Origin of the sequence: Microbacterium sp. P03 (assembly GCF_043556235.1) — a bacterium.
Lineage (GTDB): Bacteria > Actinomycetota > Actinomycetes > Actinomycetales > Microbacteriaceae > Microbacterium.
The window spans coordinates 380,293-395,403 of record NZ_JBIGIM010000001.1 but is presented as its reverse complement, the minus strand read 5'-3'; the positions used below and the strand labels follow the sequence as shown (position 1 = coordinate 395,403).

Annotated in this window: 19 protein-coding genes; 6 read left to right on the top strand and 13 right to left on the bottom strand. The window is 65.3% G+C overall.

What is annotated here, in order from left to right:
• Window positions 1-27: 27 nt before the first annotated feature.
• From ACFXOO_RS01840 to ACFXOO_RS01830, 3 genes are all read right to left on the bottom strand, one after another.
• On the bottom strand, window positions 28-1,173 hold the full coding sequence (locus ACFXOO_RS01840; protein ID WP_394562633.1) for an RNA polymerase sigma factor: 1,146 nt from the start codon (window positions 1,171-1,173) through the stop codon (window positions 28-30).
• Between the two features lie 5 nt (window positions 1,174-1,178).
• Window positions 1,179-1,586: a YciI family protein gene (locus tag ACFXOO_RS01835; RefSeq protein WP_394562632.1), complete on the bottom strand. Its 408-nt coding sequence runs from the start codon at window positions 1,584-1,586 to the stop codon at window positions 1,179-1,181.
• Between the two features lie 246 nt (window positions 1,587-1,832).
• Window positions 1,833-2,843 carry a DUF5937 family protein gene (locus tag ACFXOO_RS01830; protein WP_394562631.1) on the bottom strand — a complete coding sequence of 337 codons (1,011 nt, stop codon included), beginning with the start codon at window positions 2,841-2,843 and terminating at the stop codon, window positions 1,833-1,835.
• Between the two features lie 46 nt (window positions 2,844-2,889).
• Between ACFXOO_RS01830 and ACFXOO_RS01825 the strand changes: the two genes are divergently transcribed.
• Window positions 2,890-3,291: a cupin domain-containing protein gene (locus ACFXOO_RS01825; RefSeq protein ID WP_394562630.1), complete on the top strand. Its 402-nt coding sequence runs from the start codon at window positions 2,890-2,892 to the stop codon at window positions 3,289-3,291.
• Window positions 3,292-3,409: 118 nt separating this feature from the next.
• Entirely contained in the window at window positions 3,410-3,697 is a 288-nt protein-coding gene (locus tag ACFXOO_RS01820) for a DUF4287 domain-containing protein (protein WP_394562629.1), read from the top strand.
• A gap of 203 nt (window positions 3,698-3,900) precedes the next feature.
• On the opposite strand, the gene ACFXOO_RS01815 is transcribed toward ACFXOO_RS01820, so the two are convergent.
• Complete coding sequence (locus tag ACFXOO_RS01815; RefSeq protein WP_394562628.1) at window positions 3,901-4,797, bottom strand: alpha/beta fold hydrolase; 897 nt, start codon at window positions 4,795-4,797, stop codon at window positions 3,901-3,903.
• Between the two features lie 201 nt (window positions 4,798-4,998).
• Between ACFXOO_RS01815 and ACFXOO_RS01810 the strand changes: the two genes are divergently transcribed.
• Window positions 4,999-5,541 carry a winged helix-turn-helix transcriptional regulator gene (locus ACFXOO_RS01810; protein ID WP_394562627.1) on the top strand — a complete coding sequence of 181 codons (543 nt, stop codon included), beginning with the start codon at window positions 4,999-5,001 and terminating at the stop codon, window positions 5,539-5,541.
• Window positions 5,542-5,695: 154 nt separating this feature from the next.
• Here ACFXOO_RS01810 and ACFXOO_RS01805 read toward each other — a convergent pair whose 3' ends face one another.
• From ACFXOO_RS01805 to arr, 3 genes are all read right to left on the bottom strand, one after another.
• Window positions 5,696-6,292, bottom strand: coding sequence for an N-acetyltransferase (locus ACFXOO_RS01805; protein ID WP_394562626.1), 597 nt, complete (start codon window positions 6,290-6,292; stop codon window positions 5,696-5,698).
• A 364-nt stretch (window positions 6,293-6,656) separates the two neighbouring features.
• A complete protein-coding gene (locus ACFXOO_RS01800) occupies window positions 6,657-7,460 on the bottom strand; it encodes an aspartyl protease family protein (protein WP_378837237.1) in 804 nt (267 codons plus the stop codon).
• 111 nt (window positions 7,461-7,571) lie between these two features.
• Entirely contained in the window at window positions 7,572-8,033 is a 462-nt protein-coding gene (gene arr, locus ACFXOO_RS01795; protein ID WP_394562625.1) for an NAD(+)--rifampin ADP-ribosyltransferase, read from the bottom strand.
• Window positions 8,034-8,085: 52 nt separating this feature from the next.
• On the opposite strand from arr, the gene ACFXOO_RS01790 reads away from it, so the two are divergent.
• Window positions 8,086-8,241, top strand: a complete 156-nt coding sequence (locus ACFXOO_RS01790; protein ID WP_394562624.1) for a hypothetical protein — start codon at window positions 8,086-8,088, stop codon at window positions 8,239-8,241.
• An 87-nt stretch (window positions 8,242-8,328) separates the two neighbouring features.
• Here the strand turns inward: ACFXOO_RS01790 and ACFXOO_RS01785 are convergent, their stop codons facing one another.
• Window positions 8,329-9,183, bottom strand: a complete 855-nt coding sequence (locus ACFXOO_RS01785) for an NAD(P)/FAD-dependent oxidoreductase (protein WP_394562623.1) — start codon at window positions 9,181-9,183, stop codon at window positions 8,329-8,331.
• A gap of 569 nt (window positions 9,184-9,752) precedes the next feature.
• Here ACFXOO_RS01785 and ACFXOO_RS01780 point away from each other — a divergent pair.
• The gene (locus tag ACFXOO_RS01780; RefSeq protein WP_394562622.1) at window positions 9,753-10,223 is read left to right on the top strand and encodes a hemerythrin domain-containing protein; all 471 of its coding nucleotides are present in this window, start codon (window positions 9,753-9,755) and stop codon (window positions 10,221-10,223) included.
• Between the two features lie 76 nt (window positions 10,224-10,299).
• Here the strand turns inward: ACFXOO_RS01780 and ACFXOO_RS01775 are convergent, their stop codons facing one another.
• Window positions 10,300-10,836: a hypothetical protein gene (locus ACFXOO_RS01775; protein WP_394562621.1), complete on the bottom strand. Its 537-nt coding sequence runs from the start codon at window positions 10,834-10,836 to the stop codon at window positions 10,300-10,302.
• Window positions 10,833-11,294, bottom strand: coding sequence for an SgcJ/EcaC family oxidoreductase (locus ACFXOO_RS01770; protein WP_378838602.1), 462 nt, complete (start codon window positions 11,292-11,294; stop codon window positions 10,833-10,835). The genes ACFXOO_RS01775 and ACFXOO_RS01770 overlap by 4 nt, the downstream gene beginning before the upstream one ends.
• Before the next feature lie 72 nt (window positions 11,295-11,366).
• Here ACFXOO_RS01770 and ACFXOO_RS01765 point away from each other — a divergent pair, with 72 nt between their 5' ends.
• A complete protein-coding gene (locus ACFXOO_RS01765) occupies window positions 11,367-11,843 on the top strand; it encodes a MarR family winged helix-turn-helix transcriptional regulator (RefSeq protein WP_378837220.1) in 477 nt (158 codons plus the stop codon).
• Window positions 11,844-11,880: 37 nt separating this feature from the next.
• Here the strand turns inward: ACFXOO_RS01765 and ACFXOO_RS01760 are convergent, their stop codons facing one another.
• From ACFXOO_RS01760 to ACFXOO_RS01750, 3 genes are all read right to left on the bottom strand, one after another.
• Window positions 11,881-12,399, bottom strand: coding sequence for a GNAT family N-acetyltransferase (locus ACFXOO_RS01760; RefSeq protein ID WP_378852026.1), 519 nt, complete (start codon window positions 12,397-12,399; stop codon window positions 11,881-11,883).
• 114 nt (window positions 12,400-12,513) lie between these two features.
• Entirely contained in the window at window positions 12,514-14,133 is a 1,620-nt protein-coding gene (locus tag ACFXOO_RS01755) for an ABC transporter permease (RefSeq protein ID WP_378837215.1), read from the bottom strand.
• Window positions 14,130-15,080 carry an ATP-binding cassette domain-containing protein gene (locus ACFXOO_RS01750; RefSeq protein ID WP_378837213.1) on the bottom strand — a complete coding sequence of 317 codons (951 nt, stop codon included), beginning with the start codon at window positions 15,078-15,080 and terminating at the stop codon, window positions 14,130-14,132. Before ACFXOO_RS01750 ends, ACFXOO_RS01755 begins: the two co-directional genes overlap by 4 nt.
• Between the last annotated feature and the right edge of the window lie 31 nt (window positions 15,081-15,111).

The window sequence follows — 15,111 nt, the reverse complement described above, 5'->3', positions numbered from 1 at the left end:
CGCGCGCGATCGAAAGAGTGCCTGGCCTCAATTAAGGCCCTGGCCCAGACGAAGGCGCTCCGCCTGGCGCAGAAGATGCTGTTGTTCGAGGGTGCTGGTCGCGCGCCATGCGGCCTCCGCGTACTCGGCGGCAGCCGCATCTACTTCGCCGGTCCGTTCGTGGAGGTACGCGAGCACGGCGTGGTACCGCGGGACATCATCGCCGACAGGGTCGAGGGCGGCGAGGCCCGCGTGCGGCCCGTCAGCCTCACCGATCGCGACCGCTCGGCCAAGCCGGATGACGGGCGAATCCCCGAAGACGAGAAGCTCGTCGTACCATTCCACGATCTGCACCCAGTCGGTCTCGGCAGCACTCTGCGCATCCGCGTGCAGCGCCGCGATCGCGGCCTGCGCCTGGTACTGCCCCAGCCGATCCTGTGTGAGCGCCGACTGCAGGATGGCGACTCCTTCGGTGATCGCATCCACGTCCCATAGGGCGCGATCCTGCTCGGCGAGCGGCACCAGCTGTCCACCTACCACACGCGCCGGCTGTCTCGCATGGTGCAGCAGCATGAGCGCGAGGAGCCCGGCGACCTCTGGCTCATCAGTGAGTGCGGCGAGCTGCCGCGTCGCGCGGATCGCCTCGGCAGCGATGTCGATCTCCCCTGAGTAACCCTCGTTGAACAGCAGGTAGAGCACGCGCACCACACGGGACAGATCGCCCGGCGCATCGAGCGGGATGCCGACGAGCCGCTGCTTCGCGCGACTGATGCGTTGCGCCATCGTCGCCTCGGGTACGAGGAAGGCATGGGCGATTTGCTTCGTCGTCAGGCCGGCGACTGCACGCAATGTGAGTGCGATCGCCGACGTCGAGGTGAGGACCGGATGCGAGCACAGGAAGTAGAGCCCGAGCGTGTCGTCATGCTGCGGCACGGCGCCGGGTTCGGGCTCTTGCGCGAACAGCTCCTGGCGGGCGGCGCGCGCCGCATCGCTGCGCACTTGATCGAGGAACGCACGCCACGCGACGGTGACGAGCCACGCACGGATGTCGCGCACTCCCTCGAGGACCGGTCGCTCGAGCGCTCGCACCAGGGCGGTCTGCACCGCATCCTCGGCCGACGAGAAGTCCGCGCCGCGCCGGACGAGGATGCCGACGACCTCCGGAATCGCACGGCGCAGTGCCGTTGCATCCACCTGCGTCATCCCATGTCGGCCGGCGGCGCGCCCATCACCTCACGCAGTTCCAGCCACTCCCCGAGAGGCTTGCCGCCCGCCCACGGAGCAGCAGACAGCTCAGACGCAAGCTCGAGCGCTCGAGGGTAGGAGTCGACCTCGATGAGCATCCAACCCGCGATGAGGTCCTTCGTCTCGGCGAACGGACCGTCGACGACGGGCGGGCGCCCCTCGCCATCGAAACGGACCCACGCGCCCCCCATCGAGAGTCCCTCCGAGGAAACCATTTCCCCCGACGCGATCAGCCGCTCCTCCATGTCCTGCATGTACTGCACGTGCGCGGCCCACTCATCCGGCGTGAGCTGATCCATCGGGACCGCGTTCACCGCAGGACGTCCGCCCCGGTAGTGCTTCAGCATCAGATACTTGGCCATGACAGCTCCTTTTCGGTGCAGCCCATTCTGGCCGCCTCAGATAGGAGACGGAACTGATCCGGCGATCTCTACATCGGCCGGCGAAATTCTCGGCGTTGTTGCTGCGGCTCGCTCATGGAGTCGCCCGCGCGAGCATTTCGGCCTTCGACCAGTGTGGGAGTGTCCGATCGCGCACATGCGCGATCAACGTTCGCTTCGAGCGGCGCGCAGATCGATCTTCGACGTGCGCTCGCCCGAACCCGCGCGTCAGCGGTTCACGACGAGGGCTTCGCCGAGGGGCGTGCGGACATGGAGAACCCGGGGCCCGTCGCGTGCGCTGTCGACAAGGCCGTTGGCGCGCAGCACGCCGAGATGATGGGAGGCGGTTGACACGGAGAGCGCGGCAGCTGCGGCGGCTTGGGTCGTCGAGCAGGGATGGTCGAGTTGAAGCAGCAGGCGTGCCCGCCCCTCGCCGAGCAGCGCTCCAAGGGCCGTCGCCGTGCTCTGACCCCGGTTGTGCCAGTCGGTCGTCACGCCGTGCGCAGGATAGAAGAGTGCGGGTACAGCGGGTTTCTCCGTGATGACGGCGCATCCACGGCCCGCCATCATGACCGACGGTACGAGCACGAGGCCGTTGCCGGCGCAGTCAACCGTCTCGCTGTGAAAGCGGGTGCGCACACGAACGACACCGTCGTTCCACGTGATGGTCTCGTGGATGCCGGCGATCATGGCCCCGAGGCCGAGGTCGGCGACCTGCCGGGCCCGGACGGCAATGTCCGCCCGAGCCACGCGGGTGAGCTGTTCCCAGTGTGGCGCGAGCACAGCATCCCAGACCGTCCGCCAAGCGTCGGTGATCGCGCCACGCGCGCTCGCTGGATCGTCGATGAGCCGGCGAATGCGGGCTTGCCTCGCTTCTCGTGACCGGGAGAAGACCTTTTCGAGGTCGTAGGCGATGCGTTCGTCCGGCACGGCAAGGAGTCGCTCGATCTCGTCGCTCGCGGTCATGTCGCCGGAGGGTGTGGCGCTGAGGAAATCTGGCATGTACGAGTCCACGCCGATCACATCGGACAGGAGTCGGAAGGCGTCGGTCGGTGCTGCGGAGCGAACGGTTCGGAACCACCCCCACTGCAGTGGGTGGGCTTGCGGCACGAGCATCGAGCGCACGGCGAAACACAACTCGTGGCCTGGAGAAAGACCGAAGCGGAGCGCAGAGATGTCGGCGAACGCGAGCTGGAAGTCGACATGGTGCTCTCGTCGCGCTTCGACCTTTCGACTCACATCGAAAGGCTAGCCCGCTCCTTCCGACGGGTCGAGAGTCGCTTCTGTGGACACCATCGCAAGGGATCAGCATCCGATCGAATTCGGCAATCGCGGTCTTGTGCCGGCAGACCGAATCCGCATCCCCGGGTCGCTCACGCTCGAATTCGAAGGTGTCGCCTACGGCTCGGGCGTCTCGTTCTTCCTCGTCACGAACGATCCCGGTATGGGGCCCGGGTTGCACCGGCATCCGTACACCGAGACGTGGACCGTGCTCGAGGGAGAGGCGACCATCGCGATCGGCGCTGAGCAATACATCGCGCGCACCGGTGACACCGCGGTCGTACAAGCACAGGTCTGGCACGGCTTCCGCAATACCGGCGACAGTGTGCTGCGGATCGTGTGCATGCACGACTCCCCGGTGATTCTGCAGGAGGACCACGACGACGCCGAAGGTGCGAATCGTTGAACACGAAGGGCGTCGTAGGACAATGACCCGCCTAGCTCCCCGCTTTCCGCACCCTATGAATCACTCGCCCTCGGGTGCCGTTCCGGACCAAATTAAGCTCGAACCGAAGAAGGAAGACATGTCATTCCAGGCCTACCTCGACGCCATCGAAAAAAAGACCGGCCTCACGCCTCGCCAGCTGCTGGACCTCGCCAAGAAGCGCGGATTCGACGGGCCCTCCGTCAAGGCTCAGGAGGTGATCGCGTGGCTCGCCGACGACTACGGATTGGGCCGTGGCCACGCGATGGCCCTCGTGTCAGTCATCAAGAACGGGCCGGTCGTTCCGACCAAACACGTCGGGACGACCGGTACCCACCGCGACGAGTCCGAGACGCTGTGGCTGGACGGCATCGCAAGCAAGCCATGACCCGGCCACCCCGTGCGGCGGGCGCGGTGGGCGGGCCCTACAGCCCGCAGAGGGATCCGCTTCCGGGAATGCTCTCTTTAGCTGATCGACTGTCTATCGAGTGCTCATCAGGTGACATCACAGCTCCCGCTCCGCCATCGCCCTTTCGCCAGCAGGCACAATCACCAAGTTCGGACGCGTTTCCGAGCGGTCGATCGACGTCGTCAGGAGTCGGAAGAAGAGCCAGGCGGTTTAGTTTTCGTGAACGTGACGGCCAGACGACCTACCGCCGTCGGGTCTTCGATCTGCGGGAAGTGACCGAGTTCGGGCCAACGGGTCACGTCGGCCCGTGGGTTGAGGCTGATGATGGCGTTCAGGACGGGTTCGCCAGAAATGTGGTCCTGTCCTCCCCAGCCGACGCTGAAGCGGCCCGGCCAATTGCGAATTGCGCCCTCCCACCGATCTGCGAGCTCGACGCGTTCACGGTTGAAGTAGCTGAGCTTGTCGATGATTTTGTCTCCGCCGTTGTAGGCGAGTAACGACCACTGGTCGTCGCCCTCGTCTTTCGTGAGCGGGTGCTCGGCGGAGAACACCCCAGCGAGCTGCTTCCGGATGACCTTCGGTGATATCAGTCGCGCGAGGAGTGGTCCCAATCGGCCGCGGAGAAGCTTCTGCGCGGCAGTCAGGTTCGCTTTTCCGATGACGACGGAGCTGTTCGTCATCATCACCCCGTTCAGTATGAAGGTGAGGCTTCGGTCGATGTCGCGGGCCATCAGCTCGGTCGCGACGGAGTCGCCCAGGTCGTGGGCGATGAGTAGTGCCAGCTGGCCGGCGATGAGTGTTTCGACGATGTCGGCTTGCGTTTTGAGCGAGTAGACGACGTCGGTGGGCTTGTCGGAGAGTCCGAAGCCGAGGAAGTCAAACGCGAGGACCGATGCTCCCGTCGACTCGAGGGCGGGGAGAATGCCCCGCCAGTCGTAGCTGCTGGACGGGTAGCCGTGCAAGAGAACGACCAGAGGTCCGTCGCCGCCGGTGCGGCGGACGAAGATCCGGTGCCCGTTGACGGTCTCCCATCGGCCGGTGGCCGCCCACTCGGCGACTCGAGTCGTCAGGCCGCTCACGCGAGGCTGCTGACGATGAGGTTGGCGACCTGGGTGGCGTCGATCATTCTCTCGGGGGTAACGACCTGGTGCACGGACATGGCGGTTCCTTTCATCGAGTGAGTTGCTTCAAGCAACTTGATCGAACTGTAAGCGAGTTGCATAATGGAACGCAACCCCGTCCGGCACTTTGCGAGCCTGGCGAGAGAAGTCGGAGAAGTCATGAAGCGCACCGACACGTCGACCTGGCCGTGCACCATCGCCCGCGCCAGCGTCATCTTCGGTGACGCCTGGAACCTCTTGATCCTGCGGGAGGCGTTCTACGGCAACCGTCGTTTCGACCAGCTACAGGAGGCCCTGGGCATCGGCCGCAACATCCTGACGGATCGGCTGATCACCCTCGTCGACGAAGGTCTCCTCGAGCGGGCCCCGTACCAGCAGCACCCACCCCGGTACGAGTACCTCCTCACAGTGAAGGGTCAAGACGCGTTCCCCGTCTTGCTCGCCATGGCGACCTGGGGTCGCGCGCATACTCTCGGCCCGGACGAGGATCCACTGATCTTCGAGCACGCCACATGCGGTCATGACTTCGACGCGACGATCGCCTGCTCGCATTGCGGCGAGCTGGTCCGCCCCGAAGACACTGGTTTCCGTCGAGGCCCGGGCTACCCCGATTACGACCCTGCAGAAACGACAGTCCGCACAACTGAGAAGGTCGCCCACATAGACGCAACCTCGACGCCCATCGCTCTCAAGCGGCAGTGAAACGCAACCGACCCGTCTCGCCGACTTGGAACGACGACATTGCATAGAGCTGGTGCCGCCCGGTAGCTGATCCACCTACGGGACAACGCTGTCGCGGTGGCCGACGCTCAATTGCAATCCTTCGCGCGTCGCGCGCGTGTGTGTGAGATGGGGTTCATCCGTAGACGAGGTAGGTCCCGGGCTTGCCGGGCTCGCGCAGCTCGAACTGAAGATGCAACCTGGCGGACTCGAGTAGGCGAACCTGTTGCTCGAACTGTTGGTTGGTGACGAATACCGTCCGCGTCAGTTCCCATGTCTCGTCGAACCAGGTCCTCATCGCAGCGAGGAGTCGTGTGTCCATGTCGGAAGCGATCCGCGACTGTCGGACCCAGAAGTAGATGACGGCGTCGACCTCCGTCCACGCGGGATTTGCTGCGACGGGGGTCACGGCGGCTTTTGCGAGGAACGTCGCGGTGGTGGGGAAGACGTAGACGCAGCCGAGACAGTCGGTCTCGTCCGGGGCGAGCACGGTGTAGGTGAACGCACGCCGCTCCAGGTGGCGTTGCTCGAGATTGGCGAGGTCTTCGCGATTAGCCTCGACGGTGAAGTCGTCCTCCGGCCAGCTCGACTGCTCCCACACCCGCAGATTGACGCGTGTTTCCATGACCGCCTCGTGATCACGCGCTGCGTCCGAAGCCAGGATCGGCCGCAACAGGAACTCGTCGGTTTTCAGGCCGGCCGGGATGTTGCGCCGTGGATCGTCAAGCGACATGCGTTCGGGCTTCGAACTTGCCCGTCCGCTCCTGGCCCCGCCTGCGGGCTGCTTCGCCGGAGGCGAGACCGAGCGAGGTCTACCGTCCTGATGTTTCGACATGTCTCTATCCTCACGCCACGAGACGGACCCAGTCGCAGGCGGTTTCAATCTCCGCCAGACGACGCCGAAGTGCGGACGCGGCGACGAGGCGTGTGATCAGATCAGGAACTCGGGTCTAACCTCCGCGATGCCAGAGAGTTCAATCTGGAGTTGCTCAGCAAGGGTTTCGCCGGCTCTGAGCCAGTCGGTGGGTGGCGGGATCGGCAAGAAGCACGCCTCCAGGTTCTGCGGACCTACCGTTGCCGGTCCGATGTGCTCGTGGTCATCTGGTCTGATCGCGGTATCCCCACCAGCCGTCGGCGAGATCCAACGCCCAGTCCGCTTGTCGGAGGACCGGCATGCCGAGGATGAGGTCAAACGGCGGATCCCCGGCATGTTCGATCCCGGCAATATCGGCGATACCGGCAATCGTGGGGGTGAAGGTCCGCCCGCCCACTGTCAGGCCGGCCATCCGAACCATCTCGATGTTCGACTCGACGCCGCTGGCGTCGATTCCCGACGAGTTGCCCTCCGGGCGGAAGAGTCCGCTGTGCCGTCGAGCGAAAGCACGGTCAACGATGCTGATGCTTGCTCCGGAATCCCAGATGGCGTTCGCCGCGATGTCACCCCAATTCGCCGTCACGTAGGGGTGCCGCCGCGAAGACTGGACCAGATCGCGACGGTGATCTACAACGCCTTCGCCATCGAACTCGAGGACCGCCGCGGAGAAGAGGAAGTCGAGTCGATGCTCGCCCAAGACGTCGAGCCCGAGAAGAGATGGCGCACCGGGCAGAGCCTCGACATCGAAACGTGGTCGAGCGATCCGCAGACCGCCGATCGCCATCATCTCCGCCACCACCCGGTCGGGCCGACGGTTGCCTCCAAAGACTCCCCGACCCGCATCTGATCGGGCCGGGGCGCTCTGCAACTTCCGGCTGAGTTCGCCCGCCGCGAGAGCGCTCTGCGCTCCCCCGGTATCAACGATGAGTCGTTGATGAACACCGTCAACGTCTACCAGGACGGATACGACAATCGCTTCCGCGACATCGGGATCCGGGTCAAGATTCAAGCCCACAGCGATGCCCACACCGACACCCTAGGTCCGCAACACAGTACACGGAAACAGCACAAAGGCGCTTCGGGACACGCCACTACCACCGCGGTTGGGTGCCATTCATGGATCGACTTGGGGGCTGAGCTAGTTGATGATGTGCCCTCCCTCGCTTGAGAGGAGCACCGATAGCCGTCGCCGCCACGTCTGCAACTGGTCGGGCGACAATCGGGTCCACTCGGTGATTTCACCCACGATCCGCAGTGGGTGAAGGCTCCGGTACGAGCGGGTGGGATTTCCGGGGAACTTCTTGTCGGTCACGTTCGGGTCGTCCTCGAACATTCCGGTGGGCTCGACCACGTAGACCCGGGGAGCCGCAGCGCCACCACCGAGCTCGGAGGCGATCTCCGCGGCAAGGCCGGCGCCGTCGGCGACCGCGGTGAAATACACGTGGTTCATCTCGATCTCTGGACGGTAGTTCGAGCGGTGACCGGCTGTGAGCATGTCACCCACCTGCAAGTCCGCCACGGTGCCGTGGAAGAACGGGCCCGTCTCGTTCGCTACTGACACCTGAGCTCCTTCTGTTGACGCATTCGGGCCTGCGATCATGCCACGACACTGGGCCCTTGCAGCAAGACCCCCTCCGCGCCATATCCTGGGAATGGCGGAGCACGGCCGTCGCAGGCGTGCGCGTTACGACGACGATGCAGTCGAGTTACGTTATTTCGGCGACGAACAAGAGACCCGTTGCCGCGGACGCAACGTCGTCGAGCGCTGCCTCGGGCAGCTCAAGCAGTCGCGGGACATCGCGATGTGATCAGACAAGACCGCCCGCAACTACCACGCCGCACTTAGCCTTTGCCGCGAGACCCCACTGGCTCGAAAGTAGCTTCAGTAGCACTCGCTAGGATCCTGGGAGATCACGAGCGATGGCGACGGAGGCGGCAATATCGGCGGCCGCGGCCAGCCCTGAGGCCAGGGCGGTGATGATGGCGGCCGGAATCCTGGGATCGGCTCGCTTTGCCACGTCGCCGGCCGCCCAGACGCCGACTCGGTTCGTTCGCCCGAGGGCATCGACCTCGATACCGTCCCGGCCGGAGCGGATACCAAGATCGTTTGCAAGCGTGGATCGCGGAATCGGGTTTGGTGGGATGAACACGCATGCAGCCTCGGTGACCCCGCCATCGTGCAGCATGATCCTCACTCCCGCTACTGAACGGGTCACCGCCGCAACGTTCTCGGGTGCTATGACCGGAACGGTAGAGGACAGCCCACGCAAGAGGCCCCCCACGTGCTCGGCGTGGCTCCCGTCGGAGATCACCGCGATGGGGCCGGACGCGAACTCGTGACCGTGGCAATACGGACACGGCAGGACGACATCACCCCAGAGTTCGTGGACCCCGGGAATGGGCAGTAGGGCATCTTCTACGCCGCTGGCGATGAGGAGGCGTTCGACGCTCCACTCAGAACCCGACGTGACAAGCACCAGCCCCGACCCCTCCTCTCGAACCGAGTCCACGCGCTGCTGGACGATCCGCACACACGGATAATCAGCGAGTTCAGTGTGCGCAGCGGACCTCAAAGCCGCCGGTGCGGCCCCGTCCCACCCGAGCACATTGCCCATCAGAGACGACGACACATTCCGGTAGCGCACATCGTCGAACACGAGCGTCTCGACGTGCATCCGACCGAGGGTGAGCGCCGCCTGCAGGCCCGCGGGACCGCCACCGACGATTGCCGCCTGATACTGAAGAATCACGAAACCATTCTGGCTGGACGCGTTCACAGCAACAGACACCCCGAGAGCGCCCATCAGGCTTTGGCAACACGCCTTAAGCCGGCTGGACCACGTGCCTGGCGAGGAACGCAGCGCTCTTCGGAGTCAGCCGTCGCTCCGCCCTGCGGAGCGTGCGTGTCACCTTGACGACGTCCCGGTCGAAGCCGCCCTCACGCCCGACGACGCCGTGAGCCCACTCAAGGGAGGCTTGCGGTGGCTGCCCCCCTTTCGGAAGCTGTCCTCCGAACAACGACTGCAATCGCACCCTCGGATCTTCCCGGTCACCGAACATTTTCGCTGCCCACTCGCTTTGCATCTCGATACCTCCCTTTTCCTCAGCCAAGCTCGCTCCCGGCGCCCACACATCCTCCGCCCGACGGATATTTGACTTGCAAAGGGATGGGTAGGGCGCCGCCCCTGAGGCAGCTTTGTGGCCACCGTGGCTCTGAGTAGGCTGGTGTGAGCGTCGCGTGCCGGTGACAGTCCGTCTCGGGCATGGAGGCGCCGAACCGAAGGATCGTGGATGCTCGCATCACCCCCTTCGTCGTCGCTTGACTGAGCGCGACACGACCAGGCTCCTTGCCTGGAGCACCGAATTGCGTACCGTGCACCAGCGGCTCCGAGACGCTTTCGGTGTCGCGCAACAAGCTGTACGCGACGGTAAACACGCTGAGAAGGCCGGTCGCGACCTCCTCCTCTACTGCCACGGTTTCTGCGCTGCTCTCGACGGGCACCATCGCGGTGAGGACCGAGCCCTGTTCCCGGCGATCGAGAAAGCGCACCCCGACCTAGGGCCAACACTGCGCGCCCTCGAGCGGGACCACTCGATGATCGGCCACCTTCTCAGTGGACTCCGTGACGCCCTGGATCGGGCCGCTCCACCGGTGGAGCTCGAACGGCACCTGGAGGGTGTAGCCGCCATCATGGAGAACCACTTCCGCTACGAGGAAAGGCAGTTGCTCACCGTTCTAGAAAGTCTGCAACTGCACGCCGCAGTCGGCGACGTGCTCGGACCGTTGTGAACCGAGCCGGCGACGACCCGCACCCCAAGTAGTCGATGAGGCTACGCGCGTTCGGCCAGGCTTGGGCTGCCGGGGGTCACCGAGTGCCGGTGATGTGGAGGGCCTGCATCATGGCCATCAGGTAGACCGGTATGACGATGAGGTTCTTCACAGCGAAGGTCACAGCGTCGGTGGTGCGGTGCGCGTAGGCGGGGTCGACGTTCAGTGCGGCAAGGAGTGTGGTCGTCCGATCGACCGTGACGGCGTATTCGAAGGCGGCGTTAAAAATGAGGGCCAGGGCGGTCACGACCGTGAGTTGCAACAGTATGCCGGCCCAACCGCTTCGCCACGCGTGGCTGATGTCACGGCCGACAGCCGCCCACTGACTACCGGCGAAGACGTCCGTGGCACTCCAATTGCGTCCGAGCGCGATCATCGCCACGACCAGAACGATGCGGAGCAATTCGACGACCACTTCCAACCAGCCGTTGTCGTTGCGCGTGAACAGTTGCACGGTGCGCAGGGTGGCCGGGACAAGAGCGGTCGCGAGCAGGATCACGCTGCCGAGGTAGGCGACGGACGCCGCTCCAGTCACGCGGAGGCCGGCGGCGAGTTGGCCCAATAGCCAGCTCACTTAGCTGCACGCGTCATCATGCGCCCGATAAGCGTCTTGGACCACGGGCGGTAGCGCGTGTTCTGGAACCCCTCCACCACCCAGGTCCCGTCGATGAGTCGAAGCAGAGTCGTGTTGGTGGACACCCGTTTGCGGGACGGGCGGGTTCTGTGTCGCTGCCAGGACATCAGGATGCCGGCTCGCTGCACCACGAAGACCGTGTCCTCGCCCACGAGACGCAGCGTGCGGTCGACGGTCAGCAGATGCGACCCCTTCATGATTCCCGCGAACAACGCCCGGTGACCGTCAGCGATCTCCGCGCTTCCGGTCATCACCGTGCCATCGAAAGCGACATACGTCGCTGTCTGGGAATGAAGTAGGCCGTAGGCGTCGGCGTCACCTGCCGCCCAGGCATTCTCGAGCGCGCGCATCGTCCTGATCGCTTGCTCTTCACGGCTTGCCGCTGTGCCTTCCACCATCATCGGTCTCTCCTGATTTACTTAGATCGAACGTAGCAATTACTACGGCGAATCTAAGCTTTAGGGAATCAGATGTCAACCGAGTCAGGCACCGCTCCTCGTCGTGATGATCTCGGCCGGCAACTCAGCACCGCCGTGGTCCTGTTCCACCAAGCCGTCGCGGCGCGGGTGGGGCTCTCCGCCGGCGACCTCAAGACGCTGGAGTTGATTGAATCGGAGGGTCCGTTCAGCGCCTCAGAACTCGCGCAGCTCACGGGTCTGACCGGAGCCGGCATCACCAACGTCATCACCCGACTTGCTGCGGGCGGTCACATCGAGCGGGAGACCGACTCTCGGGACCGACGACGAGCAATCATCCGAGCGACGACGACGAACAATCCCGAACTCACGGACGCGTTCGCCCACCTCGGCATGGCACTGGGAGCGGCGATCGGGGACTACAGCGACACCGAGCAGGCCGCAATCACAAACTATCTGCAGCGAATGGTCCACATCCTCCGAGACGAAACCGCGCGCCTCGGACCCACACACCAAGACAGCCGGCGCTGAAGGCTTTGCTTCCGGGATCGTGGGCGGCGCCTCGCAATCATGGGTTCCTGCGTTCCCGTCGTAGCTCGGCGAGGTCGATCGCCCACACGTTGACCGTGAGCGTCGTTCCCCGGAAGGGAAAGTCAGCGGTCCCGTCGAGCGCAAAACCTACCTTGCGACACAGCGCGTTAGAGGGGCCGTTGTCCACCGACGGAAAAGCTGTGAGCAGCCCCCTGTGACCGTTCTCGACCGCATCGCGGACCACCAGCTCTAGAGTTTGTTGGGCGACGCCCCTTCCCTGGGCTTCAGGCACGACGAACCAGCCGGTCTCGTAAACGTCATCGCCCCGCCAGGTCGTCGACCACCAGCCGATCGCCCCAACAGCAAAGTCGCCGTCAGTCACGGCGAACATCCGCGCGGTACCTGTCGCCCAGTGGTCGAGGTATCGGAGATGTCTGTTCTCGACGTCGGAGTCAGACTCCGGACCACCCAAGTGTTCCGTCATGGCTGGCGCATTGCCCACCAGCAGGAGAGGCAAGTCCTCGTCCGACCAGGGCCTGATTGCGATAGTTGACATGAACTTATTTTGCTCGGTGCATCCGCCCGAACTACGTCGTGTTATAGCGGCAGAACGAGAACGACTAAGTAGGCGGTGCCTCGCGGGCCGGGTCGGATCCCTGGACGAAAAAGTTCACCCGTCGGTGGCGAGCTCACGCCGCCGCATGAGGATGAGGGATGCCGCTCCGCCGACGACCACCGTGAGCAGCAGCCACCACAGTCCACGCACGTCCACACCGTCGGGGGTCATCTCGGGTGCGACGCCGACCGGGGCGAGGTGCACCAGCCAGTCCGGCAGGCCGAAGAGGGGTCCGAACAGTCCCAGGATCATTCCGATCACAACGAGCGACCAGCCGATGATGATCGTCGCGCGCGGCGCGAGTACGAAGACCAACGCGGTGAGCACGAGGAAGACGGATGCCGCGGCCACCTGGCCGCCGCCGGTGACGCCGACATCCTGCATGAGGGACCACTCGCCGCTCTGCGACGCGATCCCGACCGCAGCGCCGGCTGCCCCGGCACCGATCACGAGAACGATGCCCGCGAGCGCCACCACGAGGTAGTCCCCCAACCATCGAACGCGACCGACCGGAGCCGCGCGGATCGGCTCCGCTCGCCCTGCGGCCTCCTCTTGGCGCGCGCGGCAGACGATCTGCACGGCGCAGCAGGCGGCCAGCACCCCCAACATCGTGAAGAACACCGAGACGGTCGCCTGCGCGAGGTCTGCGCTGCCGCCGATCGCGGTCAGAACCTGATCGATGGCGGGGTTGTCGGCGCTGACGGATTCGACCACCGACGCGAGCGATGTCGACAGGATGCCGGTGAGCAGCCCGCCGATCGACCAGCCGATCACGGCTCCGGCCGTCAGACGCATGACCAGAGCGCTGGGCGAGCGCAGCCCGGCGCGGGCATCCGCGCGGCCCGCGCGTTCGGGGATGAAGCTCTGATCGAGGTCGCGGGAACTCTGAAGAATCACCGTCACGCCGATCAGCGCGCCGCCGAACGCCAGGCACAGCAGGATCGGCCACGGGTTGTCGTCGGCGAAGGGACGGACGTTCTCGCCCCAGCCGAAGGGCGACAGCCAGGTCAGCCACGAGCTCTGCATCCGCTGAAGGTCAGCGCTCGGACTGCCGAGCGCGTTGCCGATGCCGCCGAAGAGGAACGTCACGACGATCACCCAGACCGCCAGGGAGTTCGCGCCGCGGGACGTGCGGATCAGCTGCCCCGCGAGAAGGCCGACTCCGAGGAACGAGATGCCGACGGCACCGACGGCCGCGCCTGAAATCAGGGCACCGGTGGCGTCCGCGCCGGTCGCGAGCAGCGCGAGCGCTGTCAGGAGCGCGAGCACCAGATTGGCGAGGATGCCGTGGAGGATCGTGGCTGCGAGCGGAATCATGCGTCCGGCCGGAGTCGCCGAAACCAGTTCGGAGCGCCCGAGCTCTTCGTCCATACGCGTGTGGCGCACGGCGAGGAAGGTGTTCATGAAGGCGGCGAGAATCGCCAGCCACGGGAAGATGAGGAAGAGCATGAAGGCGCTTTCGTCCGCCCCGGACGGCAGCCCCCGGAACAACAGGATGACCGGGTTGGCGATCGCCGCCGCCAACAGTGAGGTGCGGTCCTGCTCGGTGCCGTAGGACTGCGCCACCCCGGCATACGCCGCGTAGGCCAGCAGGGCGGCCCCGACCGACCACAGCAGCACCTGCACCCAGTCGCGTCGAAGACGCTGGGCGAGCAGCGGGCCGAGCGTGTTCACGTCCCGACCGGTTCCGCTTCAGGTCCCGTCGTGTCTCCGTAGTGCCGCAGGAACAGTTCCTCGAGCGACGGTGGCGCGATGTGCAGGGCCTGCACGTTGCGTGCAGCGAGCTCGGGAAGGGCGTCGTTCACCGCATACGAGTCGACCGTGAAGCGCACGCGGCCCTCTTCCTGCGCCACATCGTGTGCACCGGGAATTCCGGCGGCCGCCGCCACGTCGGATCCCGCGAACGAGATCTCGGTGCGCGTCAGGTGCCGGAGGTCGGCGAGCGTGCCCGACTCGACGACGCGGCCGGCGCGGATGATCGAGACTCGGTCGCAGAGTTGCTCGACCTCGGAGAGGATGTGGCTGGAGAGGAGCACCGTCGCACCGGCATCCCGAACCCGCACGATTTCGCGCCGGAACATGACCTCCATCAGCGGATCGAGCCCGCTCGTCGGCTCGTCGAGGATGTACAGGTCGGCCGGCACCGCGAATGCCGCGATCAGCGCGACCTTCTGGCGGTTGCCCTTCGAGTACGCGCGCCCCTTCTTGCGGGGGTCGAACTGGAACGCCTCGAGCAGGCGCGCCTTCTCATCACGATAGGCCGCGTCGTGCCGGCCCGCTCCCCGAAGCCGCGCGAGCAGGTCGATCGCCTCACCACCGGAGAGGTTCGGCCAGACGCTCACATCGCCGGGGATGGAGGCGATGCGGCGGTGGATCTGCGTCGCGTCGCGCCAGGGATGAAGACCGAAGACGGATGCCTCGCCCGACGTCGCTCGCGCAAGCCCCAACAAGATGCGGATGGTTGTGGATTTGCCGGCGCCGTTCGGGCCGAGGAATCCGTGGATCTGTCCCTTTTCGACGGACAGATCGAGCCCGTCGAGCGCCCGGCCGCGGCCGTAGCGCTTTTTCAGGCTGCGCGTCTGGACCACAGCGCCCGTGTTCGTGTTCGTGTGTGTCGCCACGGCGAGTGACGCTACGCCCGTTTCGTGGACT